Below are 21,050 nucleotides of genomic sequence, written 5' to 3'. Positions count from 1 at the left end.
TCAGGCGTCCAGCAGGCGCTCGATCTCGGCCGAAAGCTTCTCGGGCGCGGTGGCCGGGGCGAAGCGCGCGGCCACGCGGCCGTCGCGGCCGACCAGGAACTTGGTGAAGTTCCACTTGATGGCCTCGGTGCCGAGCGCTCCGGGGGCGGCGTGCTTGAGGTGGCGGAAGATGGGATCGGCGCCGCCCCCGTTCACCTCGACCTTGGCGAAGACCGGGAAGGTCACGTCGTACTTCGTGGTGCAGAAGGTCGCGATCTCCGCCGCGTCGCCCGGTTCCTGCCGCCCGAACTGGTTGCAGGGGAAGGCCAGCACCGAGAAGCCGCGCGGGCCGTGGCGGCGCTGCAAGGCCTCCAGCCCCGCGTACTGAGGCGTGAAGCCGCACTGGCTGGCGGTGTTGACGATCAGCAGGACCTTTCCGCGGTGATCGGCGAGCGGTGCCGCGCCGCCGCCGGGGAGGTGGGCGGAAAGGGCGAGGAGGTCGGGGTCGCTCAAGGGGCTGGCTCCAGCCGCAGGATGCGCCCGCGGGTTTCGTCGGTCAGGATGTAGAGCAGGCCGTCGGGGCCGGGCAGCACCTGGCGGAAGCGGGTGCGGCCCCAGAGCATCCGCTCCTCCGCCACCACGCGGTCCCCGTCCATGGTGAGCCGCATCAGGCCGGGCGGGTTGAGGGCGGCCAGGAACAGGTTGCCCTGCCAGGCCGGGAAGGCGCCGCCGGCGTAGAAATTGCCGCCGGAGGGGCTGATGGCGGGCGTCCAGTGGCGGAGCGGTTCCTCGATGCCTGGCGCGCTGGCGCGGCCGGTGCCGATGGGGCTGCCGTCGTAGTCGGTGCCGTGGGAGACCAGGGGCCAGCCGTAGTTCGCGCCGGCGCGGAGGAGGTTCACCTCGTCGCCGCCCTTTGCGCCGAACTCGATCTCGATGAGGGAGCGGGTGGCGGGGTTCACCGCGAGGCCCTGCGGGTTGCGATGGCCGTAGGTGAAGATTTCCGGCCGGGCGCCGGGACGGTTGAGGAAGGGATTGCCCCCGGCGGGGCGGCCGTCGCGCTCCAGCCGCAGCACCTTGCCGCCGAGGTCTGCGAGGTCCTGGGCGCGGGGCTTGTTGGTGAAGCGCTCCCCGGTGGAGAGAAAGAGCTTGCCGTCGCGGCCGAAGGCGATGCGGCAGCCGTAGTGGTTGCGGCCGGAGGACTGGGCGGGCGCCGCGTCCAGCAGGGTGCGGGTGCCCTCCAGGCGCGACATGTCCGGGGAAAGGGTGGCGGTGGCGAGGCGGGTGAGGACGCCGCCCTCCGCCGCGCCGGCGAGGCAGACGTAAATCTGGCGGGTGGTGGCGAAGTCGGGGGCGAGCGCCACGTCGAGCAGCCCGCCCTGGCCGGCGGCGACCACCTCCGGCACGCCGGGGATGGCGGGCGAGAGCTTGCCGTCCCGGGCGACGAGGCGCAGGCGGCCGGGGCGCTCCGTCACCAGCATCCGGCCGTCCGGCAGGAAGGCGGCGCCCCAGGGGCGGTCGAGCCCGGTGGCGAATTCGCTGACGCGGAAGGCGCCGCGCTCGCTCCGCACGGTTTCCTGGGCGGAAACCGGGGCGGACGCGCAGGCGGCCAGGCCCAGCCCGGCCCCCAGCGCCGCCAGGCAGGCGAGGCGCCGCGTGGCGCGGAGCACCACCGGTTCCGCCGGCGTCAGGCCTTGGCGCCGATCGCCTGGTCCACCCAGTCGCGCAGCTGGCCGCGCGGCATGGCACCGACCTTCATGTCCACGGGCTTGCCGTCCTTGAACAGGATCATGGTGGGGATGCCGCGCACCGCGTACTCGTTGGGCGTCATCGGGTTCTCGTCGATGTTGACCTTGGCGACCGTCAGCTTGCCCGCGTAGTCGCGGCCGATCTCGTCGAGGAGGGGGCCGACGGTGCGGCAGGGGCCGCACCACTCGGCCCAGAAATCGACCAGCACCGGGCCCTCGGCCTGCAGCACGTCGGTTTTGAAGCTGTCGTCGCTGACGGCCTTGGTGTTCTCGCTCATCGCTTGTTTTCCCGAATGGGCCCCGTTGGGGATCACCCCCGAAGGTCGGGGCGCGGGAGGGCGCGGTCAAGAAGCCGGAGGGCGGGACCCCCGCTCGTATTTTCGTGGGATCGTTTTCTGGGTTCGTTTTCTGGGTTCGTTTTCCGGGATCGTTTTCCGGGATCGTTTTCTGGGTTCGTCCGGCCCGGCGCTTTGCCGACCGGCGCCGCGCACCGGCGTTTCCCGGTCATGGACCAAGAACCCCCGCCCATGGTCGAACTGATCGAGTCCCGGCTGGAGCGCCTGGACCTTTCCCCGGAGGAGGCCTTTCGCCGGGCCGGGCTCCCGCCGGACCTGCTGCCCCGGCTGCGGGAAGGCACGGCGCCGGTGCCGCGGGGGGCGCGGCTGGTGCGGCTGGCGGAGGTGCTCGGCACCTCCGTGTCCTGGCTGGTGGGGCTGGACCCGGACGTGATGCCGCCGCAGGAGGTGCTGGAGGAGGAGCAGGGCAGCCTGGGGCTGCTGGCGGGGGACGAGGAGGCCCTGCTGCGCGCCTACCGTTCCCTGGATTTCCCGACCAAGGCGGCGCTGCTGACGGTGGTGCGGAAGATGGCGGGGCCGGACCCGGTGCCGGAGGTGCCGGCCAAGGGGAGGCGGCGTGGGGGTTGAAGGGGGATGCCCACGCGCCGCGGCGGGGCCCGGCATGCCCCGCGCGCGGGGGCGTGAACGTTGCCGCGGGGGCGGGCATGACCACATTCATCGGGTCATGATCACATTCCTCACCATTCTCGTCGGCCTCGGGATGCTCGGCACCCTCGGCACCCTCTTCTACGGCATGGTCGGCATGACCCGGGGAAGCGAGGACGGCCACAAAGCCAACGCGCTGATGCGCTGGCGCGTGACGCTGCAGGGGATCACCCTCGCGCTCTTCGCCCTGCTGCTCTACCTGATGCGGGGCTGAGGCGGGCGGCCTCTCCGGCCTGCCGGCGCCCCGCTCGCGGGGGTCCGGCTTGTGGCGGGTGGGGCCGGGCCGTATAGACCGCGCGGACTCCGGGCACCCGAGGCCCGCTTGCGCCTTTCTGTGCGCATCCGCTTCGTGTGTCCGCCTTTCCGGGGCCGCCCGTGGTCCCCTAAAACGCATCGGCCAGAGCCGCTGCCCAGCAGAGGACCGCCCTTCCGCATGAAGATCCTCGTCCCCGTCAAGCGCGTGGTGGACTACAACGTGAAGGTCCGGGTTCGCCCGGACGGCACGGGCGTCGAGACCGCCAACGTGAAGATGTCCATGAACCCCTTCGACGAGATCGCCGTCGAGGAGGCCGTGCGGCTGAAGGAGAAGGGGGTGGCGACCGAGATCGTCGCCGTCTCCATCGGCGTGCCCCAGGCGCAGGAGCAGATCCGCACCGCCCTGGCCATGGGTGCCGACCGCGGCATCCTGGTGGAAACCGCCGATGCGGTGGAGCCGATCGCGGTGGCCAAGATCCTCAAGGCGATCGTGGACAAGGAGGCGCCGCAGATCGTCATCCTCGGCAAGCAGGCCATCGACGACGACATGAACGCCACCGGCCAGATGCTGGCGGCGCTGCTGGGATGGGGCCAGGGCACCTTCGCCAACAAGGTCGAGGTCGCCGATGGCAGCGCGAGCGTGACGCGCGAGGTGGATGGCGGGCAGGAGACGGTGAAGCTGACGCTGCCGGCCATCGTCACGACGGACCTGCGGCTGAACGAGCCGCGCTATGCCAGCCTTCCCAACATCATGAAGGCCCGCAAGAAGCCGATCGAGACGATCAAGCCGGGCGACCTCGGCGTGGACACGGCGCCGCGCCTGAAGGTGCTCAAGGTCGAGGAGCCGCCCAAGCGCCAGGCCGGCGTGAAGGTGGCCTCGGCCGCCGAACTCGTCTCCAAGCTCCGCAACGAAGCGAAGGTGATCCCATGAGCGTCCTCGTCCTCGCCGATCACGACAACGCCGCGATCAACCAGCCCACGCGCTCGGCCATCGCCGCCGCCGGCCAGCTCGGCGACGTGCACCTGCTGGTGATCGGGCCCGAGGCCGTGGCCCAGGCCGGCGCGAAGATCGCGGGCGTCGCCAAGGTCGTGCATTCCCCCGCCGAGCACATCATGGCCGAGCCCGCGGCCGCGCTGATCGCGGGGCTGGCCGACGGCTACACGCACCTGCTCGCGCCCGGCTCCGCGCTGGGCAAGAACATCATGCCGCGCGTCGCCGCGCTGCTGGACGTGCAGCCGATCAGCGACATCTCGGGCATCGTGGACGCCGACACCTTCGTGCGGCCGATCTACGCGGGCAACGCGCTGGCCACCGTGCAGTCCTCCGACCCGAAGAAGGTGCTGACGGTGCGCGCCGCCTCCTTCGACCCGGCGGCGCCCGAGGGCGGCAGCGCCGCCGTCGAGCCCGCGCAGGCGGCGGCCGATCCCGGCGTCTCCACCTTCGTGAACGCGGAGCTGGTGAAGAGCGAGCGGCCGGAGCTGACGGCGGCCCGCATCGTCGTTTCCGGCGGCCGCGCCATGGGCTCGGCCGAGAACTTCCACATCCTGGACGGCATCGCGGACAAGCTGGGTGCCGCCGTGGGTGCCTCGCGCGCGGCGGTGGATGCGGGCTATGCGCCGAACGACCAGCAGGTGGGGCAGACCGGCAAGATCGTGGCGCCGGAGCTCTACATCGCCTTCGGCATCTCGGGCGCGATCCAGCACCTCGCGGGCATGAAGGACAGCAAGGTCATCGTCGCCGTGAACAAGGACGAGGAGGCGCCGATCTTCCAGGTGGCCGACTACGGCCTGGTGGGCGACGTGTTCAAGCTCATCCCGGAGATCGAGGCGGAGCTCGGCAAGTGAGCGAGGCGGCGCCGGCACTTCGCTCCGTCGGCGTCATCGGCGCCGGGCAGATGGGCAACGGCATCGCGCATGTCGCGGCCCAGGCCGGGCTCGCCGCCATCATGATCGACGTGAACCCGGAGGCGCTGGACAAGGCCCGCGCCACCATCGCGAAGAACATGGAGCGCCAGGTTTCCAAGGGCACGCTGGAGGCCGCGGCGCGCGACGCGGCGCTGGCCCGCATCACCACCGGCACCGACATGGCGGCGCTCGGCGGCTGCGACATCGTCATCGAGGCGGCGACGGAGCGGGAGGAGGTCAAGAAGTCGATCTTCCGCTCGCTCTGTCCGCACCTGAAGGCGGAGGCGATCCTCGCGACCAACACCTCCTCCATTCCGATCACGCGGCTGGCGGCGGTGACGGACCGGCCCGCGCGCTTCATCGGCATGCACTTCATGAACCCGGTGCCGGTGATGAAGCTGGTGGAGATCATCCGCGGCATCGCGACCGACGACGCCACCTACCAGGCGGTGGACGCGCTGGCGCGGGCGATGGGCAAGACCACCGCGACGAGCGAGGACTTCCCCGGCTTCATCGTGAACCGCATCCTGATGCCGATGATCAACGAGGCCGTCTACACCCTCCATGAGGGCGTGGGCGACGTGGCCTCGATCGACACGGGCATGAAGCTCGGCACCAACCAGCCGATGGGGCCGCTGGAGCTGGCGGATTTCATCGGGCTGGATACCTGCCTCGCGATCATGCAGGTGCTGCACGAGGGCATGGGCGACAGCAAGTACCGGCCCTGCCCGCTGCTGGTGAAGCATGTCGAGGCCGGCTGGCTCGGCCGCAAGACCGGGCGCGGGTTCTACGACTACTCGGGCGAGAAGCCGCGCCCGACGCGCTAGCGGCGGCGGAACCAGATGGTGATCATCATCACCGCGACCATGATGATCACCCCCGTGCGGTTCTCGGCGATCCAGGCCAGGGCGGGGTCCAGCAGCACGATGCGTTCCTTGCGGCAGGAGGCCGCGGGAGGGCTTTAGGGCCGGGCGCCCGCCGCGGCAAACGCGCGGCGGTCAGTCGCCGCCCCTCGCCCGCGCCGCCGGGGCCTGCCCGGGCGCCTGGTCGGCCACCGCCCAGCCCTGGCGCACCGCCTGCGCCCGCACGGGGCGCCGCATGGGGCGCGCCGGAAGCCCGGCGGCCGGGATCAGGCCCTGCACGGTCTTGCGCGCCTCGATCACCGTCACGCCGCCGAGCTGGGGCAGCAGGGCCTGTCCGGCGGCCTCCCACAGCTTGGCGCCGCGCAGCAGCGGGCGCAGGCCGAAGGGGGGGATGAACAGCGCGGCCTCGCGCCGCTCCACCTCGAACATGGAGCGTTCCAGCAGGCGCGCGAGCTGCCCGGGGGAATAGGGCTGGCCGTGGCCGAAGGGGGTGCGCTCCAGGTGGGCCCAGACCGAGCGGCGGTTGGGCACCACCGCCAGCAGCCGCCCTTCGGGCCGCAGCACGCGCCAGGCCTCGCGCAGGAGGCGGCGGGCGTTCTCCGCGGCCTCCAGGCCGTGGACGAGCAGGATGTTGTCGAAGGAGACGTCGGCGAAGGGGAGGCGGTCCTCCTCGGTCAGCGTCGTGGCGCCCGGGCCGTCCGGTGGCCAGGGAATGGTGCTTCGGCCCACCGCCAGGCAGACCGGGGTGGCGGCCACCAGCCGCGCCGCGCCGCGCCGCCAGAGCCGCAGGTAGGGGCCGGCATGGCCGATGCCCAGCACCTCGTGCCCGGTCAGCTCCGGCCAGACCTGGCGGAGGCGGGCGCGGAGGATCCGGCGCGTGACGGCACCAAGGGGGGCCTCGTAGAAGCCCTGCAATCCCCGGGCGGTGAAGTGGACCTCGGCGGCCATGAGGGGGATATAGGGGTTCCCGACCCCAGGAGACAGCGCATGAGCGAGACAACCGGCTGGACCATCCGCGCCGTGCCCAATCTGTCGGACAACTACGCCTGGCTGCTGCGCGACGGGGCCACGGGGCTGGTGGCGCTTTGCGACCCCGGCGAGGCCGGCGCCAACCTGGCGGCCCTTGCGGAGATGCCCGAGCCCGGGCGGCTGGACTGGATCCTGCTGACCCACCACCACGCCGACCACATCGACGGCGTGCCCGAGATGGTGCGGGCCACGGGGGCGAAGGTCCTGGGTGCCGCGGCCGATGCCCACCGGCTGCCGAAGCTGGACAGGGCGGTGAAGCCCGGGGACCGCGTGCCGCTGGGCAGCGGCGAGATCGAGGTGCTGGACAGCCCCGGGCACACGATCGGCCATGTCGCGTTCCACATCGCCGCCGCCCATGCGGTTCTGGCGGGGGACACGCTGTTCTCGCTAGGTTGCGGGCGGCTGCTGGAGGGCAAGCCCGCCGACATGTTCCGGGCGCTGCGCCTGCTGGACGCGCTGCCCGGCGACACGCTGGTGCTCTGCGGGCACGAGTACACCGAAAGCAACGCCCGCTTCGCGCTGACGGTGGAGCCGGAGAACGCCGCGCTGCGGGACCGGGCGGAGGAGGTGCGGACGCTGCGCAAGGCGGGGCTCGCCACCGTGCCGACCACCCTGGACCAGGAGCGGGCGACCAATCCCTTCCTGAGGGCGCGCAGCGTGGAGGAGCTGGCGGCGCGGCGGGCGGGAAAGGACGTGTTCAAGGGGTAGGGGGCGCGTGTTCTACGAGCCCCGGAACGGGCACGGGCTGCCCTGGGACCCCTTCAAGGCCATCGTCGCCCCGCGGCCGATCGGGTGGATCTCCACGGTGGATGCCCTGGGGCGGGTGAACCTCGCGCCCTACAGCTACTTCGCCATCGTCCACAACGCGCCGCCCATGATCGCCTTCGGCAGCGAGGGGATGAAGCATTCCGCCGCCAATGCGCGGGCGACCGGGGAGTTCGTGTTCAGCCTGGCCACGCGCGATCTGTTCGAGGCGATGAATGCGTCGTCCGGCAACCAGGCGGAAGGGGTGAGCGAGTTCGAGTCGGCGGGGATCGCGGCGGCGCCGAGCCGCCTGGTGCGGCCGCCGCGCGTGGCCGGGAGCCCGGCGGCGCTGGAATGCCGGGTGGTGCACGCGATGGAGCTGCACGACCAGGAAGGGCGCCCGAGCAACGGCTTCCTCACGGTGGGGCAGGTGGTGGGGGTGCATATCGACCAGCGCTGCCTGCGGGACGGGCGCTTCGACATGGTGGCGGCCGGCACCATCGCGCGCTGCGGATACCGCGACTACGTGGAGGTGACGGCGTTGTTCGAGGCGCTGCGGCCGACGGATGGGGGCGCGTTTCCGCCGGTGGGGTGAGCCTCTCGCCGGGGCCGCTGCCCTGGCCTAGCCTGCCGTGTGTATCGACCGGGAACGCCCCATGCGCCTGTTTTCCTCCTCCGCCAGCCCCTTCGCCCGCAAGGTGATCGCCTGCGCCATCGCGCGCGGGCTCGATGGGGGAATCGAGATCGTGCCGACCAATGCCCATGTCAGTCCGCCGGAGCTTCTGGCGGGCAACCCGCTCTCCAAGGTGCCGCTGCTGCTGCTGGAGGACGGCACGCCCGTTTTCGACAGCCCGGTGATCTGCGATTACCTGGACACGCTGGGCGACGCGCCGCCGCTGATGCCGCCCTCCGGCCCGGCGCGGCTGCGGGTGGCGATCATGCAGGCGCTGGCGGACGGGATCATGGACGCCGCCGTCGCGCGCCGCATGCAGGTGGCGCTGCCGCAGGACGAGGGGCGGCAGGCCTTCGACGCCCGGCAGAAGGCCGCCGTCACACGCGGGTTGGACCGGCTGGAGGCCGCGCCGCCCGCGGGGCTGGAGGATGTCGGCGCCATCGCGGTGGCCTGCGCGCTCGGCTACCTCGACTTCCGCTTCGCGCATGAGCCCTGGCGGGAGGGCTGGCCGGGCCTGGCCGCCTGGCTGGCCTCGGTGGCCGACCGGCCGGCGCTGGCGCGCTCCGTGCCGACGTGAGGCCGGGCCCCGACCTGCGCGACGCCTCCCTGCCGGCGGGGGCGGTGATCGCGGCGCTGGGCCTCGCGCCGCATCCGGAGGGCGGGCATTACCGCGAAACATGGCGCGACGCCCCGGCCGGTGGCGGGCGGGGCGCCGGAACCGCGATCCTGTTCCTTCTGGCGGCCGGGGAGCGCAGCCACTGGCACCGGGTGGATGCGGCGGAGGGCTGGCACTGGCAGCGCGGGGCGCCGCTCCTGCTGCGGGTTTCGGAGGGTGGCGCGCCGGCTTCGTGCCGGCTGGGGCCGGATCTCGGCGCGGAGGAGGAATTGTTCTCCCTGGTGCCGGCGGGGTTCTGGCAGGCGGCGGAAAGCCTTGGCGCGTGGTCGCTGGTGGCCTGCACCGTCAGCCCCGCGTTCCGCTTCGAGGGCTTCGCCATGGCGCCGCCGGGCTGGAAACCCGGCGCGGGCGGCGCCTGAGCGGCCCGGGAACGGGGGTGCGGGATGCAGGCAGGCGATGCGGCGAAGCTGGCGCGGGTTCTGGCGCTGCTGGGGTCGGACTTCGCGGGGGAACGGGCCTCGGCGGCGCTGGCGGCGAGCCGGCTGATGAAGCGGCTCGGCCTGACCTGGGCCGACGTGCTGATGCCCCGCCCCGAGGGCGCCGATCCCCGCCGGACCGCCCCGCCCCCGCCGGATGTGCTGAGTGCCGTCGAGTCGCGGCTGCGGCAGTGCCAGCGGGAGAACGAGGAGCTGCGCCGGGGCATGGCGCAGCTCCGGCGGCGGCTGGAGGCGCGGATCCAGCGACCGCCGGCGCGGGAGGAGGACGAGGAATAAGGGCGCCGCTCAGCCCAGCAGCCAGTTCACGCCCCAGATCGCCGCCAGCCCGGCCGCCATGCCCGGCAGGAGGCGCCGGCCCGCCAGGAAGAAGGCGGCCAGCGCCACCGCGGCCCCGGCCAGCCGTGCGGAAAGCGGCCAGGAGCCCGGGGAGATCAGGGCCAGCACCACCCAGGCGGAGAGCGCGGCCTCGCTGACGGCGGCGGCCCAGGCGATGGCGGGGTGGGTGGCGGGCAGGCGCCAGGCGAGCGCGATGCCGGTGGCGCGCAGCAGCAGCGTGGCGGCGGCTGCCGCCAGCAGCGGGCCCCAGCCTTCCCCCATCACCGCCGCCGCAGCAGGAAGGCGGCCGTGCCGCCCGCGAGGGCGGCGCCGAGCAGCCCCCAGGCCGGGGGGAGGCCGGGCGGCAGCAGCAGGGCGAAGGGTGCCGCCACCGCCCCCGCCAGGGAGGCGCGCCAGGGCCCGCCGCGGGCCAGGCCCGCCGCGATCAGCAGGGCGAAGTAGAGCACGTTCACCATCAGCAGCAGGCGCAGCACGGGGGGCGACAGGTAGCCGGCGATGGCGTGGCCCAGCGCGGTGGTGAGCAGCCCCACCGTCCAGACCGTGAGGCCGAAGCCGAGGAACCAGCGGGCGCGGTCGGGCTCCGGCAGGCCGGGCAGGCGGCGCATGGCGGCGGCCCAGGGGGTGATGGCCACGAAGGGGACGCAGAAGGGGGCGAGGGGGCCGCGCACCAGGGGGGCGAGGGAGGCGGCCATCGGCAGGAACCGGGCGTTCGCCATCAGGGAGCCCGCCACCGCCGCCGTTTCCGCGCCGGGATGGGCCCCCAGCAGCACCATCTGCCCGGCCATGCCATAGACCCCCGCCGAGGACACGAGCCCCCAGCCCAGCCCGAAGCCGGCCGCGTGGACCGCGGCCCCGAAGGCGATGAAGGTGCAGGCCATGGCGACGGCCTGGGCGCCCAGCGCCTCGCGGGCGCCCAGGCGGTAAGCGGGGTGCATGAACCCAGCCTGGCACGGCCGGGCGGGCGCGGCGATGCGCGCCGGGGCATGGCCGCAATACTTGACCGGCGGGGGCGGGAGACGGAATTCTTCGGGTCATGGAACAGAGCGCGACACCCGATGTGCTGATCGTCGGCGGCGGGCCCGCCGGCTCCACCGCCGCCGCCCTGCTGGCCAAGGCCGGGCGCGACGTGGTGCTGGTGGAGAAGGAGGCGCATCCGCGCTTCCATATCGGCGAGAGCCTGCTGCCGCGGAACCTCGACATCCTCGAACGGCTCGGGATGATGGAGACGGTGCGCGGGATGGGCGTGCACAAGCCGGGCGCCGAGTTCGTCTCGGACCGCACGGGGCGCTCCTGCGCCTTTCCTTTCGCCAGCGCGCTGAACAAGGCGCGCACCCATTCCTGGCAGGTGCGGCGCTCGGACTTCGACGCGGCGCTCTTCTCCAATGCCCGCCGCCTGGGCGCGAACACGCTGGAGGAAACGCGCGTCACCGACATCGCCTTCGCGGCCCCGGGGGAGCGCGCCGCGGTGACGGCGCGCACGAAGGAGGGCGTGGACCTTTCCTTCCGGCCGCGCTTCGTGCTGGACGCGTCCGGGCGCGACACCTTCCTGGCCGGGAAGATGCGGCTGAAGGAAGCCAACAAGCAGAACAACACCGCCGCCATGTACGCGCACTTCACGGGCGTGGAGCGGCGGGAGGGCGAGCTGGACGGCTACATCTCCATTCATCTGGCCGAGGATGGCTGGTTCTGGCTGATCCCCCTGCCGGGCGACGTGATGAGCATCGGCTTCGTGGGCAACCAGGCGGCCTGGAAGGGGCGGAAGGGAAGCGCGAAGGAGCTGTTCCTGGAGCGCATCGCGAGCAGCCCGACGGTGTCCGCCCGCACGCGCGGCGCCGAGATCACCTCGGAGATCCATTCCACCGCCAATTATTCCTATCGCGCCACTTCCGGCTCGGGGGAGGGCTTTCTGATGATCGGGGACGCCTTCGGCTTCGTGGACCCGATGTTCTCCACGGGCGTGCTGATGGCGATGACGGCGGGCGAGCTGGGCGCGAAGGCGGCGGACACCTGGCTGGACGACCCCGTTCGCGGGGCGGCGGCCTGCCGGGCCACGAATGCGGAGCTGGCGCGCGCGATGGACCGGATCGGCTGGCTGATCTACCGCATCAACGACCCGGTCATGCGCAGCCTGTTCATGGCGCCGCGCAACACGCTGTGGATGCGGGACGGCATCATCAACATGCTGGCCGGGAACCTGGCCGGCGGGCGCTTCGGCGACCCGCGCGCCATCCTGCCGATCCTGTCCTTCAAGGCGGTGTACCACACGCTGTCCTGGCTGCACCGGCACGGCATGGGGCCGGAGATGCCGGAGAAGCCGCCCGCGATGGTGGCGGCCGAATGAGCGGCCGCTACAGCCAGCCCTTGCGCTTGAAGTAGACGATCGGCAGCAGGGCGCTGGCCACCATCAGCAGCAGCGCCCAGGGATAGCCGAGTTCCCAGCCGAGCTCGGGCATGTGCTGGAAGTTCATGCCGTAGATGCTGGCCACCAGCGTGGGCGGCATCAGGGCCACGGACGCGACCGTGAAGGTCTTGATGATGCCGTTCTGGTCCATGCTGATGATGCCGAGCACGGCGTCCAGCAGGAACTGGGCCTTGGCCGCCATGGTGTTCGCGTATTCGACGAGGGAGCGCACGTCGCGGACCAGGGTCTTGATCATGATCTGGTTCTCCTTGCGCACGGCGTTCGACTTCTCGGCGCCGACGAAGGTCAGGATGCGGGTCAGCCCCAGCAGCGTGTCGCTGGCCCGCGTCGTGACCTCGCCGACCTGGCCGAGGGTGAGCAGCGCCTGGCGCAGGTCCACGTCCCGCTTGTTCGCCTTCACGCCCTGGTTGCGGGCGTTGCGGAAGGTGGTCTGGCTGGCGCGGTCCATCTCGCTCGCGGTGCGCTCGAGGATGTCGGCGAGGCGGTCCACGATCTGCTCGAACAGGTGGAGCATCACGCCGTCGGGCGTGCGCAGGATGGGCAGGGCCTGGCGCTGGGCGCGCACGGCGAAGACCGAGAAGGCCTTGGGCGTCGCGTAGCGCACCGTGATCAGCGCGGTGGGGGCGAGCACGAAGGTGATGGGGGTGGAGCCGAACTCCCCCTCGTCGGCGCCGTAGAGGAAGGAGGCGGTGAGGAAGAGCACCTCGCCTTCCTTGTAGAGGCGGGAGGAGCTTTCGATCTCCTGCATCTCCTCGCGGGTCGGCACCTCGATCTGCAGCGCCTCCTGGACGGCGCGCTCTTCCTCCGGCGTGGGGTTGAGGAGGTCGATCCAGGTGGAGGCGGCGATGGCCTCCGGCGTGTCGAGGCCCCCGTGCACGGCGCAGGCGCCGCCGCGGAGGGAATAGGTGGTCAACATCGGTGTTGTCTCCCGGAGTCCGGGCAAGGGGAAAAGGGCGAATCGGGCCTGGGGCCGAACCCCTCTGGACCCGCGCGCGGCACCTCGCAAGCGCGGTCGGATGACAAGGCGGGATGCCCGGCCTCAGCCGGGTGGCGGCTCGTCGGGGGCGGGCAGGCCGAAGCGGGCGGCGACTTCGGGGAAGGTGCCGCAGGCGGGGTGCCGGCCGCTGGCGATCGTGCCATCGGCCGGGCGGACGAGCTGGCAGACCCGCATCCTGGCCGTGGCCGCCGCGTCCAGCTCTTCCGCGACGTCGGAGAGGAACAGCACCGCGCCCGGCGGCTGCCCCGCCGAGGCGGCGATGGCGGCATAGGAGGCGGCCTCGCGTTTGGGTCCGGTGCGGGTGTCGTCGAAGCCCTGGAGCAGAGGGGTGAGGTCGCCCGCCTCGGTATGGGCGAAGAGCAGGCGCTGCGCCTCCACCGAGCCCGAGGAGTAGATGCGGAGCGCGATGCCGCCCCGCGCCCAGGCGCGCAGGCAGGGCGCCACGTCCGGCCACAGGTGGCCGCGGATCTGGCCGGATTCAAAGCCCTGCCGCCAGATCATGCCCTGCAGCGCCTTGAGCGGCGTGACCTTCTCGTCGCGCGCCATCCAGCCGCGCAGCGCCTCGGCGGGCTCATGGCCGGGCGCGAGGGCGCGCACCTCGTCCAGAACCGGCGCGACCGCCGGGTCGGCGCCGCGGTCGCGCAGGAAGCCGTCCAGCGCCCGCTCCGCGAAGGGGAAGAGCGTGTCCTTCACGAAGGCGATGGCGCTGGTCGTCCCCTCGATGTCGAGGAGGACGGTCCGGACCGGCGTGCCGCTGCCGGGCGTGCTCAAGCGGTGGTGGCCGGGAAGCGCTCCGACATGTCGGTGCCCGTGTAGTGCGGCGTCCAGCCCGTGGTGTCCGTGAAGATCCGCAGCGCCGTCACCCTGGGCACCGGGCCGGCATCGAACCAGTGGTGGGTGTCGGCGGGCACGGAGATCAGGTCGCCCCGGGTGCAGTGGGCGTCGTAGACGCGGCCCCCCACGTTCAGGATGAAGTTGCCCGCGCCCTCGTGGAAGAAGCGGACCTCGTCCTCGGTGTGGCGGTGCTCGGCCAGGAACTTGGCGCGGATGGCATCGGCCTGGGGGTGGTCGGCGGTCAGGCGGATCACGTCGGCGGTGCCGGCCTGCGTCTCGCCCATCAGGGCGTCCAGGCGGGGCTTGTAGGCGGCCAGCACGGCCTCGGCCTCGGCGCCCTCGGGCAGGTCGGCGACCTCCCAGCGCTCGAATCGCACGCCGATGGCGCCGAGGGTGGCGGCGATCTCGGCGGGGTCCTGCGTGTCCTGCAGGACGGCCTTGGTGGTGGCGTCGTGAACGACGAGGCGGCTCATGGGTCGGAACCTCCCAGGCTGATGGCGGCCATCTTGCAGGCCAGCATGAATTCCAGCCCCTCCAGGCGCGCCAGGGCGGCGTCCATGTCGGGGCCCCATACATAGATACCGTGGCCGCGGATCAAATAGGCGGGAAGGGCGGGGGCGGCCATGCGGGCCCAGCGCGCCTCCACCGCCGCCTGGAGGCGCGGGATGTCCTGGTCGTTGTCCAGCACGGGCAGGGCGACGGCGGCGGCATGGGTGTCGAGGCCGGGGAGCACCTTGAGCAGCTCGTAGCCTTCCAGCCGGATCGTGTCCCCGGCGCGGCGGGACAGCACGGTGTTGGCGATGGAATGCCCGTGCACCACCGCCCGCGTGTCGGGGAAGGCGCGGTAGATGCCGCAGTGCAGCCCGGTTTCGGCGGAGGGGCGCAGCGCCGGGTCCTCGGGCGCGCCGTGCAGGTCCACGGCCATCACGGCGTCGGCGCTCAGATGCGCCTTGTGGAAGCCGGAGCGGGTGATCGCCACGCGGTCCCCGGGCAGGCGGACCGAAATGTTGCCGGCGGTGGCGGGCACCCAGTTCCGCTCGGCCATGCGGCGGCCGGCCTCGATGATGGCGTGGATCGCCGCCTCGGGAATTCGGTTGGGCATCGCCCCTCCGGGATGCAGGAAAAACCAAACGCAGCGCGCCGGCCCCCTGCGGGACCGGCGCGCCGATTCGGGCCGCGAGGGAGGCCCGCGAGAGCCGCGCCCCGGGGGCCCCGACGGGGCACCCGGTGTCGCACCCGGGCCCGGGGTCCGGGCTTGGGTGCCGATGTTCAGGCGCGGGTGTTCAGACGCCCGGGGGCTGGCGGACGGTGGTGCGGGCGGCATCCGTGCTGGCGGCGTGGACGCCGGCGCCGGGAACATGGGGGGACGGCAGGTTGCCGGCCGGAGGCACCACGGTGGTGTCTGTCATGGAGGCGTCGGGCTCATCCTCCTTGATGTTCTTCTTGAAGGACTTGATGCCCGTGGCCAGGTCGCCCATCAGCCCGCTGATCTTGCCGCTGCCGAAGAGCAGCAGCACGACCAGCAGCACGACGAGCCAGTGCCAGATGCTGAACGAACCCATTTTAAGCCCCGATATCCTTGCCTGGTTTGGTGAGCCAGCGACCTGAGGCCCCTACTCCGGAGGGGAGACTAGGTCGGCGCCCCCCCGGGGTAAACCTACCGGCTGACCCGGCAGGGCTGCCCCTGGAATTGCGGAAGGGACATGGGCCATGCGCCGCGCCGGCGCAATGGGGAGATGACAGGCGCGTCATCCGCCGCCTTCGGCGCCCAGGCCGGCCCAGCGCCGTTCCGGCAGGATGAAGCCGTAGGCGGGAAACACGGTGTTTCCCACCACCGCGGCCGGGGGATACCAGACCCGGACCTCCGACCAGTCGTTGCGCGGCGAGACGTCGATCACCGGCTGGTCGCGCGCCACCCGCCCGCGCAGCCCGCCCGAGGCCCAGTTGGCGTGGTCCACCCGGATCTCGCGCGCGCCCAGCACGCGCGACACCACGGCCACGTGCCCGTCCCGCAGGCGGGCGGTGCGCTGGAACACCAGCACCGCGCCGGCGCGCGGCTGGGGGCCGCGCGCGTAGCGGCCGGCGGCGGCCTCCCACCACTGCCAGCCATCCCCGCGCAGGTCGAGGCCGGAGCGGGCGCGGGCATAGGGCACGCAGGAGAGGTAGCCATCCCCGGCCTCGTAGCCCTGGCCCGCCGCGTGCGGCCCGCCCCGCGTGGAGCCGCAAGCCGAGAGAGCGCCGCCCGCCAGCGCGAGAAGCGCCAGGCGCAGGATCATGCCCGCCACGATTCGTTCAATCCCCAGGGCCTCCCCCGAGGCCGCGCCGGCCATCCTAGAGCCCGGCCACGGACCTGTCAGCGTGGTGCGGCGTCGCCCGCTGCCCGGAGCGTGCCGCGGTGTTGAGCGGCGGCTGGGGGCGGAAAGAAAGGCGGTTCGGATGCCTGCCGGCGGCATCCCCTTCAGGCCTGCCCGGGGCTACGATGCGGCCTGACGGCGCAGCACCGAGCCGATCCCGAGGGGTGGAGTGAATGGCTTGGACGCGTTGAAGACGGGACCGACCCCTCCCCGGGGCTCGATGACGTCGGTTGCCATCGGGCTCACGGTTCTTTCGGGGCTCCTCTACGTCCTGGGCTACGCGCTCTCCAGGGGCCTGGTCACCAATCACGGGCTGACCCCCTTGCAGGTCACCTTTCTCCGCTGCGTCGTGATCCTTCTGGTCGGCCTGGCCGCAACCTCCTGGCCAGGGAACGGGATGACGTGGCATCGCCTGTTTCGGCCGGAGAGGGCGTGGCAGCAGAGGGCCGCGGCGGCGGCGCTCGTCGTCTCGAATGCGCTCGCGGTGCTTGCCTACACGCTCCTGTCGGTCACCGCCGCTTCGGCCCTCGGCTTCACCGCACCGCTCCTGCTCGCCCTGCTCGGCGGCCTTTTCCTGCGCGAGCGGGTCTCGCTCGGCCGCTGGCTCGGGACCTTGGTGGGCTTCGCCGGCATGCTGCTGATCGTGAAGCCGGGCGGGGAGGCAAGCCTGGCCGGCATCGCGGCGGCCTTCGCGGGCGCGCTCACCTATGCCGTTTATCAGATCTTCATCCGGCGCCTCCGCGAGGTCGCCACCACGCTCGACACGATCATGCAGGTTGCCCTGGTCGGGGTCGTGCTGCTGGCCGTGCCGGTTGCTGCCGACTGGCACCCCGTCAGCCCTGTGTCCGCCGGGCTGATCGTGGTGGTGACCGTTGTTCAGACCGCCGCGCTGGCGAGCATCGCGGCGGCCCTGCACCGGGGCGAGGCGTCGCGCCTGGCGCCGTGGCAGTTTTCCGGGCTGCTGTGGGCCATGGCGCTCGATGCCCTCGTGCTGCATGCCACGCCGACATCCGGGAGCCTGTTCGGTGCCCTCCTCGTCATCGGTGGCGGCGTGCTGGCACAGGTGCTGAAGTCACCCGGACGGGCCTAGTCCGGGCCCGGCCTCCATGATCGGGAGGCCCGTGTCCGCTTCCCGCCGATCGGCCTTATGCCTGCCACGGGCGGAACCGCGGGCGAGGTGCGCGGCGCGCCTCAGGTGCTCAGGCGGCCAGCGCCTCGGCGCGCGGCGGCACCTCGGCCACCGGTGCGTCGATCCCCGCGGTCCAGGCCGGGCCGCCGCGGGGGCGGGGGGCGAAGTGCGCGCGCAGCGCCCGCGTGGCCTCGATGCGGGCGACGTCGAACATGCGCCAGCCCTCGCCGGGGTCTGCGGGGCCGCGCGCCAGCCCGGCGGTCTGCCAGGTCAGCAGGCCCGTGCGCCCGGTGCCCATGCGGCCGATGGCGTGCGGGTGCACCACGCGCCAGGCGCCGCCATAGAGCAGCTCCAGCGCGCGGCGTTCCCGCACCGCCCGGGCCAGGCGGGCGACGCGGCGGCGAAGGGTTCGGGAGGGGGGCGGGGACGCTTCGGCGCGGGGCCCCGCAGGGGTGTTGCGCATGGGCCCGATATGGGGTCCATGCGCCTGTTTTTAAAGCGTCTTCAGAGGCCTAGCGAGGCGTACCAGTCGGCGTAGGGCGTGTTCTTCACCTTTTTGCGGTTCATGTCGGGGGCGTCGTCCTCCCACCAGACCGGGCCGCGCTCGCCCAAGGCGCGCTTGGCCTCGTCCACCGCCGCGCGGGCGGTCTTGAGCGCGGCCTCGTCCTCCGCGCGCAGGGCGGCGCCGACCGCGCGGCGGGCGTTCATCAGCGCGCCGGTCAGGGTTTCGCGCTCCTCGGGCGGCAGGGCGGGATTGGCCATGCGCCAGAGCCGTCCGCGCACCGCGAAATAGCGGCCGTCCGGCGTCACCGGGTACTTCATCTCAGGTTTTCCGGCTCAGCAGGAAGAGCGCCTGCTCCCCGAACAGGTTGGCCAGCCGCAGCCCGCGGCGCCAGGGGGCGCGCAGGCCGCGCTCGTCCACCGCCAGCCATCCGTCCACCGCGTAGCCGTCCGTCTCGCAGAGCGCCACGAAGTCCAGGATCGTGCAGGGATGGATGTTGGGCGTCTCGTACCAGGGGCGGTTCCAGGTGTCGGTGTCCGGCATCCGGCCCGTGGAAAGCAGGCGCCAGCGCATCTGCCAATGGCCGAAGTTCGGGAAGGAGACGATGGCGTGGCTGCCGATGCGCAGCATCTGGCGCAGCACCTCGCGCGGGCGCTCCACGGCCTGGAGGGTGCGGCTCAGCACGACGTAGTCGAAGGCGCCGTCGGGGTAGTGGGCGAGGTCGGCATCGGCATCCCCGTGGATCACGGCCAGGCCCGCGGCGACGGCCCGCGTGGCCTCGTCCATGTCGATCTCGATGCCCCGCGCGTCCGCGTGCTTCTCGCGCGTCAGGTGCTCGATCAGGGCGCCGTCGCCGCAGCCGATGTCGAGCACCTTGGCGCCGGCCGGGATCATTTCCGCGATCAGGCGGAGGTCGAGGCGCATGTTCTTGGCGACATAGCGGATCGGCTCCGCCTTGGGGCGGATCGGCTCCGACTTGGGCCGGATTCCCACGCTCAGGCCCCCGCCGCGTCGGCCGCGCCGCGCAGGAAGCCGGCCAATGCCGCGTGGAACTCGGGCTCGTCCAGCAGGAAGGCGTCGTGGCCCTTGTCGGAGGCGATCTCGATGAAGGAGGTGCGGGCGGCGGCGCGGTTGAGCGCGCGGGTGATGGCGCGGCTCTCGGCGGTGGGAAAGAGCCAGTCCGAGGAGAAGGAGGCGACGAAGAAGCGGGTGGGCGTGTTGCGGAAGGCGAGCGACAGGTCGCCGCCGCAGTCCTCGGCCAGGTCGAAATAGTCCATGGCGCGGGTGATGGTGAGGTAGGAGTTGGCGTCGAAGCGGCGGATGAAGGTGCTGCCCTGGTGGCGCAGGTAGCTTTCCACCGCGAAGACGTCCTCCAGGAAGGTGACGGCCTTGGCGCCCTGGAGGCGGCGGCCGAACTTCCGCGTCAGCGCGCTTTCCGAGAGATAGGTGATGTGGGCGACCATGCGCGCGACGGACAGGCCCTGCGCGGGCAGGCGGCCCTCGCGCCAGTAGGCGCCGCCGCACCAGTCGGGGTCGGCGTGGATGGCGGCGCGGCCGACCTCGTGGAAGGCGATGTTCTGGGCGGAGTGGTGGGCGGCCGTCGCGATGGGGGCGCAGGCGAAGACCGATTCCGGGAAGGTCGCGGCCCATTGCAGGGCCTGCATGCCCCCCATGGAGCCGCCGACGACGGCCAGCAGGCGGGTGATGCCCAGGCGCTCCACCAGGCGCTTCTGGGCGCGCACCATGTCGCGGATCGTCACGCTCGGGAAGTCGGTGCCCCAGGGGCGGCCGATGCCGTTGCCCTCGTTGTCCGTCATCTCCTCCCGCGGGCCGGAGCTGCCCATGCAGCCGCCGAGCACGTTGGCGCAGATGACGAAGAAGCGGTCGGTGTCGATGGGCAGGCCGGGGCCGACGATGTTCTCCCACCAGCCCGGGCGGCCGGTGACGGGGTGCCGGCCGGCCAGGTACTGGTCCCCGGTCAGGGCATGGCAGACGAGCACGGCGTTGCCGCGGTTCGCGTCCAGCGTGCCGTAGGTCTCGTAGGCCACCACCAGCGGCGCGAGCATGGCGCCGCTGTCCAGCAGCAGCCCGTCCGCGAAAACGGCCCGCTGGTGCGCCACGTCCGGCAGAAACGGCACGACCTCATCCATGGGCGGGAGGATTAGGAGCCCGCTGCCGGGGGGGCAAGGTGCGGACTGCCCGGGGCGGCCCTCACCGCCCCGCCTTGGCGCCCCGGCAAGGGGGCGCTAGACCCGGCGGGCCCACGATGCCCGGTCACATGCCCGATCCCGCCCTCACCGACCCGTCCGTTGTCCACCCCGCGGCCCTCCTGGCGGCCCGGGCCGAGTTCGACGCGATCGACGATGCCGTGCACGACCTGCTGATGCGGCGGGCGGCGCTCTCGGCCGCGCTGGCCGCCCAGGGGATGAAGGCGGGCGGCGCCTCCTTCCGCCCGGGGCGGGAGGCGATGATCCTGCGGCGGCTGTTCGCGCGCCATGCGGGCCCCATGCCGCGCGCCGACGTCGCCCGGCTGTGGCGGGAGGTGATCGGCGCCTCGCTGCGCCAGCAATCCGACTTCTCCGTCGCGGCGATGGCGGGGACGGAGGGGCTGGCGCGCGGGCATTTCGGGCTGGACACGCCGCTTCGCGCCCATGCCACGCCCGCCGCGGTGCTGGCCGCCCTGGCGGCGGGGGAGTGCTCGGTCGCCGTGCTGCCTTCCCCGGCCGATGGCGAGCCGCCCGAGGCCGCCTGGTGGGCCGGGCTGGACGTGCCGCGGGTGCAGGTGGTGGCGGCGCTGCCCTTTCTGATGCGGGACGGGCAGTTGCTGCCCAGCGCGCTGGTTGTGGCCCGCTTCGGTGCCGACGCCACCCCGCGCGACCGCGGGCTGCTGCGGCTGGAGCGCGCGCCCGGCACCGCGCGCGAGGCGATGGTGACGGCGATGGCCGCGGCGGGGCTGGCGCCCCTCCGCCTGGTTTTCTCGGCGGGCGGCTTGCGCGTCCTGGCGGAGGTGAAGGGGCTGGTGGCCGCGGGCGACCCGCGCCTGGGCTCCCTGGCCGCGCTGCGCGCGGTGCCGGTCGGCGGCTATGCCGAACCCGAGGCCGACCTGCCCCAGGCGGCGGGCCGCTGAACCCCCATATCTCGGGGCCCTCGCCCCATTCCGTCGGAGAGA

29 protein-coding genes are annotated in these 21,050 nt (G+C 72.8%); 13 read left to right on the top strand and 16 right to left on the bottom strand.

All coding sequences use genetic code 11. The annotated features are described in order from the left end of the window. From ACFFIC_RS22370 to trxA, 3 genes are read right to left on the bottom strand one after another with little or no spacing between them, the layout of a single operon-like run. The gene (locus ACFFIC_RS22370; protein WP_377054491.1) at positions 1-492 is read right to left on the bottom strand and encodes a glutathione peroxidase; all 492 of its coding nucleotides are present in this window, start codon (positions 490-492) and stop codon (positions 1-3) included. Then, positions 489-1,646 carry a PQQ-dependent sugar dehydrogenase gene (locus ACFFIC_RS22365; RefSeq protein WP_377054489.1) on the bottom strand — a complete coding sequence of 386 codons (1,158 nt, stop codon included), beginning with the start codon at positions 1,644-1,646 and terminating at the stop codon, positions 489-491. The genes ACFFIC_RS22370 and ACFFIC_RS22365 overlap by 4 nt, the downstream gene beginning before the upstream one ends. 17 nt (positions 1,647-1,663) lie before the next feature. Continuing rightward, entirely contained in the window at positions 1,664-2,002 is a 339-nt protein-coding gene (gene trxA, locus ACFFIC_RS22360; RefSeq protein WP_377054487.1) for a thioredoxin TrxA, read from the bottom strand. A 228-nt stretch (positions 2,003-2,230) separates the two neighbouring features. Here trxA and ACFFIC_RS22355 point away from each other — a divergent pair, with 228 nt between their 5' ends. From ACFFIC_RS22355 to ACFFIC_RS22335, 5 genes are all read left to right on the top strand, one after another. Continuing rightward, entirely contained in the window at positions 2,231-2,647 is a 417-nt protein-coding gene (locus tag ACFFIC_RS22355) for a hypothetical protein (protein ID WP_377054485.1), read from the top strand. 97 nt (positions 2,648-2,744) lie between these two features. Next, complete coding sequence (locus ACFFIC_RS22350) at positions 2,745-2,939, top strand: twin transmembrane helix small protein (protein ID WP_377054483.1); 195 nt, start codon at positions 2,745-2,747, stop codon at positions 2,937-2,939. A 219-nt stretch (positions 2,940-3,158) separates the two neighbouring features. Further along, a complete protein-coding gene (locus ACFFIC_RS22345; protein ID WP_377054481.1) occupies positions 3,159-3,911 on the top strand; it encodes an electron transfer flavoprotein subunit beta/FixA family protein in 753 nt (250 codons plus the stop codon). Further along, positions 3,908-4,825 carry an electron transfer flavoprotein subunit alpha/FixB family protein gene (locus ACFFIC_RS22340; protein ID WP_377054479.1) on the top strand — a complete coding sequence of 306 codons (918 nt, stop codon included), beginning with the start codon at positions 3,908-3,910 and terminating at the stop codon, positions 4,823-4,825. The genes ACFFIC_RS22345 and ACFFIC_RS22340 overlap by 4 nt, the downstream gene beginning before the upstream one ends. Beyond that, on the top strand, positions 4,822-5,712 hold the full coding sequence (locus ACFFIC_RS22335; protein ID WP_377054477.1) for a 3-hydroxybutyryl-CoA dehydrogenase: 891 nt from the start codon (positions 4,822-4,824) through the stop codon (positions 5,710-5,712). Before ACFFIC_RS22340 ends, ACFFIC_RS22335 begins: the two co-directional genes overlap by 4 nt. A gap of 171 nt (positions 5,713-5,883) precedes the next feature. Here the strand turns inward: ACFFIC_RS22335 and ACFFIC_RS22330 are convergent, their stop codons facing one another. Beyond that, complete coding sequence (locus ACFFIC_RS22330) at positions 5,884-6,696, bottom strand: class I SAM-dependent methyltransferase (protein WP_377054475.1); 813 nt, start codon at positions 6,694-6,696, stop codon at positions 5,884-5,886. Positions 6,697-6,735: 39 nt separating this feature from the next. Between ACFFIC_RS22330 and gloB the strand changes: the two genes are divergently transcribed. The 5 genes from gloB (at position 6,736) to ACFFIC_RS22305 (ending at position 9,583) form a co-directional block, all read left to right on the top strand. Further along, the gene (gloB, locus tag ACFFIC_RS22325; protein ID WP_377054473.1) at positions 6,736-7,485 is read left to right on the top strand and encodes a hydroxyacylglutathione hydrolase; all 750 of its coding nucleotides are present in this window, start codon (positions 6,736-6,738) and stop codon (positions 7,483-7,485) included. A gap of 7 nt (positions 7,486-7,492) precedes the next feature. Continuing rightward, positions 7,493-8,116, top strand: coding sequence for a flavin reductase family protein (locus ACFFIC_RS22320; protein ID WP_377054471.1), 624 nt, complete (start codon positions 7,493-7,495; stop codon positions 8,114-8,116). A gap of 61 nt (positions 8,117-8,177) precedes the next feature. After that, positions 8,178-8,771, top strand: a complete 594-nt coding sequence (locus ACFFIC_RS22315; RefSeq protein ID WP_377054469.1) for a glutathione S-transferase N-terminal domain-containing protein — start codon at positions 8,178-8,180, stop codon at positions 8,769-8,771. Beyond that, positions 8,768-9,229 carry a cupin domain-containing protein gene (locus tag ACFFIC_RS22310; protein WP_377054467.1) on the top strand — a complete coding sequence of 154 codons (462 nt, stop codon included), beginning with the start codon at positions 8,768-8,770 and terminating at the stop codon, positions 9,227-9,229. Before ACFFIC_RS22315 ends, ACFFIC_RS22310 begins: the two co-directional genes overlap by 4 nt. A gap of 24 nt (positions 9,230-9,253) precedes the next feature. After that, positions 9,254-9,583, top strand: a complete 330-nt coding sequence (locus ACFFIC_RS22305; protein ID WP_377054465.1) for a hypothetical protein — start codon at positions 9,254-9,256, stop codon at positions 9,581-9,583. 9 nt (positions 9,584-9,592) lie between these two features. Here the strand turns inward: ACFFIC_RS22305 and ACFFIC_RS22300 are convergent, their stop codons facing one another. Both ACFFIC_RS22300 and ACFFIC_RS22295 read right to left on the bottom strand, forming a co-directional pair. Beyond that, positions 9,593-9,904, bottom strand: a complete 312-nt coding sequence (locus tag ACFFIC_RS22300; RefSeq protein WP_377054463.1) for a hypothetical protein — start codon at positions 9,902-9,904, stop codon at positions 9,593-9,595. After that, positions 9,904-10,578, bottom strand: a complete 675-nt coding sequence (locus ACFFIC_RS22295) for an AzlC family ABC transporter permease (protein WP_377054461.1) — start codon at positions 10,576-10,578, stop codon at positions 9,904-9,906. Before ACFFIC_RS22295 ends, ACFFIC_RS22300 begins: the two co-directional genes overlap by 1 nt. Before the next feature lie 98 nt (positions 10,579-10,676). On the opposite strand from ACFFIC_RS22295, the gene ACFFIC_RS22290 reads away from it, so the two are divergent. Further along, the gene (locus ACFFIC_RS22290) at positions 10,677-11,984 is read left to right on the top strand and encodes an NAD(P)/FAD-dependent oxidoreductase (RefSeq protein WP_377054460.1); all 1,308 of its coding nucleotides are present in this window, start codon (positions 10,677-10,679) and stop codon (positions 11,982-11,984) included. Between the two features lie 7 nt (positions 11,985-11,991). On the opposite strand, the gene ACFFIC_RS22285 is transcribed toward ACFFIC_RS22290, so the two are convergent. The 6 genes from ACFFIC_RS22285 to ACFFIC_RS22260 form a co-directional block, all read right to left on the bottom strand. Next, a complete protein-coding gene (locus ACFFIC_RS22285; protein ID WP_377054458.1) occupies positions 11,992-12,981 on the bottom strand; it encodes a magnesium transporter CorA family protein in 990 nt (329 codons plus the stop codon). A 123-nt stretch (positions 12,982-13,104) separates the two neighbouring features. Next, positions 13,105-13,833, bottom strand: coding sequence for an acireductone synthase (gene mtnC, locus ACFFIC_RS22280; RefSeq protein WP_377054456.1), 729 nt, complete (start codon positions 13,831-13,833; stop codon positions 13,105-13,107). Continuing rightward, positions 13,830-14,369 carry a 1,2-dihydroxy-3-keto-5-methylthiopentene dioxygenase gene (locus tag ACFFIC_RS22275; protein WP_377054454.1) on the bottom strand — a complete coding sequence of 180 codons (540 nt, stop codon included), beginning with the start codon at positions 14,367-14,369 and terminating at the stop codon, positions 13,830-13,832. The genes mtnC and ACFFIC_RS22275 overlap by 4 nt, the downstream gene beginning before the upstream one ends. Then, positions 14,366-14,998, bottom strand: coding sequence for a methylthioribulose 1-phosphate dehydratase (locus ACFFIC_RS22270; RefSeq protein WP_377054452.1), 633 nt, complete (start codon positions 14,996-14,998; stop codon positions 14,366-14,368). The genes ACFFIC_RS22275 and ACFFIC_RS22270 overlap by 4 nt, the downstream gene beginning before the upstream one ends. A gap of 181 nt (positions 14,999-15,179) precedes the next feature. Beyond that, positions 15,180-15,458: a twin-arginine translocase TatA/TatE family subunit gene (locus tag ACFFIC_RS22265; protein WP_377054450.1), complete on the bottom strand. Its 279-nt coding sequence runs from the start codon at positions 15,456-15,458 to the stop codon at positions 15,180-15,182. A gap of 186 nt (positions 15,459-15,644) precedes the next feature. Then, entirely contained in the window at positions 15,645-16,226 is a 582-nt protein-coding gene (locus tag ACFFIC_RS22260; protein WP_377054448.1) for a CHAP domain-containing protein, read from the bottom strand. A gap of 244 nt (positions 16,227-16,470) precedes the next feature. On the opposite strand from ACFFIC_RS22260, the gene ACFFIC_RS22255 reads away from it, so the two are divergent. Further along, positions 16,471-17,340, top strand: a complete 870-nt coding sequence (locus tag ACFFIC_RS22255) for a DMT family transporter (protein WP_377054446.1) — start codon at positions 16,471-16,473, stop codon at positions 17,338-17,340. A 109-nt stretch (positions 17,341-17,449) separates the two neighbouring features. On the opposite strand, the gene ACFFIC_RS22250 is transcribed toward ACFFIC_RS22255, so the two are convergent. The 4 genes from ACFFIC_RS22250 to metX form a co-directional block, all read right to left on the bottom strand. Further along, positions 17,450-17,842 carry a hypothetical protein gene (locus tag ACFFIC_RS22250; protein WP_377054444.1) on the bottom strand — a complete coding sequence of 131 codons (393 nt, stop codon included), beginning with the start codon at positions 17,840-17,842 and terminating at the stop codon, positions 17,450-17,452. 41 nt (positions 17,843-17,883) lie between these two features. Continuing rightward, positions 17,884-18,201 (bottom strand): hypothetical protein, encoded by a 318-nt coding sequence (locus ACFFIC_RS22245; RefSeq protein WP_377054442.1) that lies wholly within the window; start codon positions 18,199-18,201, stop codon positions 17,884-17,886. 1 nt (position 18,202) lies between these two features. Continuing rightward, positions 18,203-18,805 carry a methionine biosynthesis protein MetW gene (metW, locus tag ACFFIC_RS22240; RefSeq protein ID WP_377054808.1) on the bottom strand — a complete coding sequence of 201 codons (603 nt, stop codon included), beginning with the start codon at positions 18,803-18,805 and terminating at the stop codon, positions 18,203-18,205. Between the two features lie 71 nt (positions 18,806-18,876). Next, positions 18,877-20,031, bottom strand: a complete 1,155-nt coding sequence (gene metX / locus ACFFIC_RS22235) for a homoserine O-acetyltransferase MetX (protein ID WP_377054440.1) — start codon at positions 20,029-20,031, stop codon at positions 18,877-18,879. 128 nt (positions 20,032-20,159) lie between these two features. Here metX and ACFFIC_RS22230 point away from each other — a divergent pair, with 128 nt between their 5' ends. Then, positions 20,160-21,008 (top strand): chorismate mutase, encoded by an 849-nt coding sequence (locus ACFFIC_RS22230; protein ID WP_377054438.1) that lies wholly within the window; start codon positions 20,160-20,162, stop codon positions 21,006-21,008. Positions 21,009-21,050: the final 42 nt, after the last annotated feature.

Origin of the sequence: Muricoccus vinaceus (genome assembly GCF_042433125.1) — a bacterium.
Taxonomy (GTDB): Bacteria; Pseudomonadota; Alphaproteobacteria; order Acetobacterales; family Acetobacteraceae; genus Roseomonas; species Roseomonas vinacea.
The sequence above is the reverse complement of the archived record's forward strand: the minus strand, read 5'-3'. Positions and strand labels throughout refer to the sequence as shown.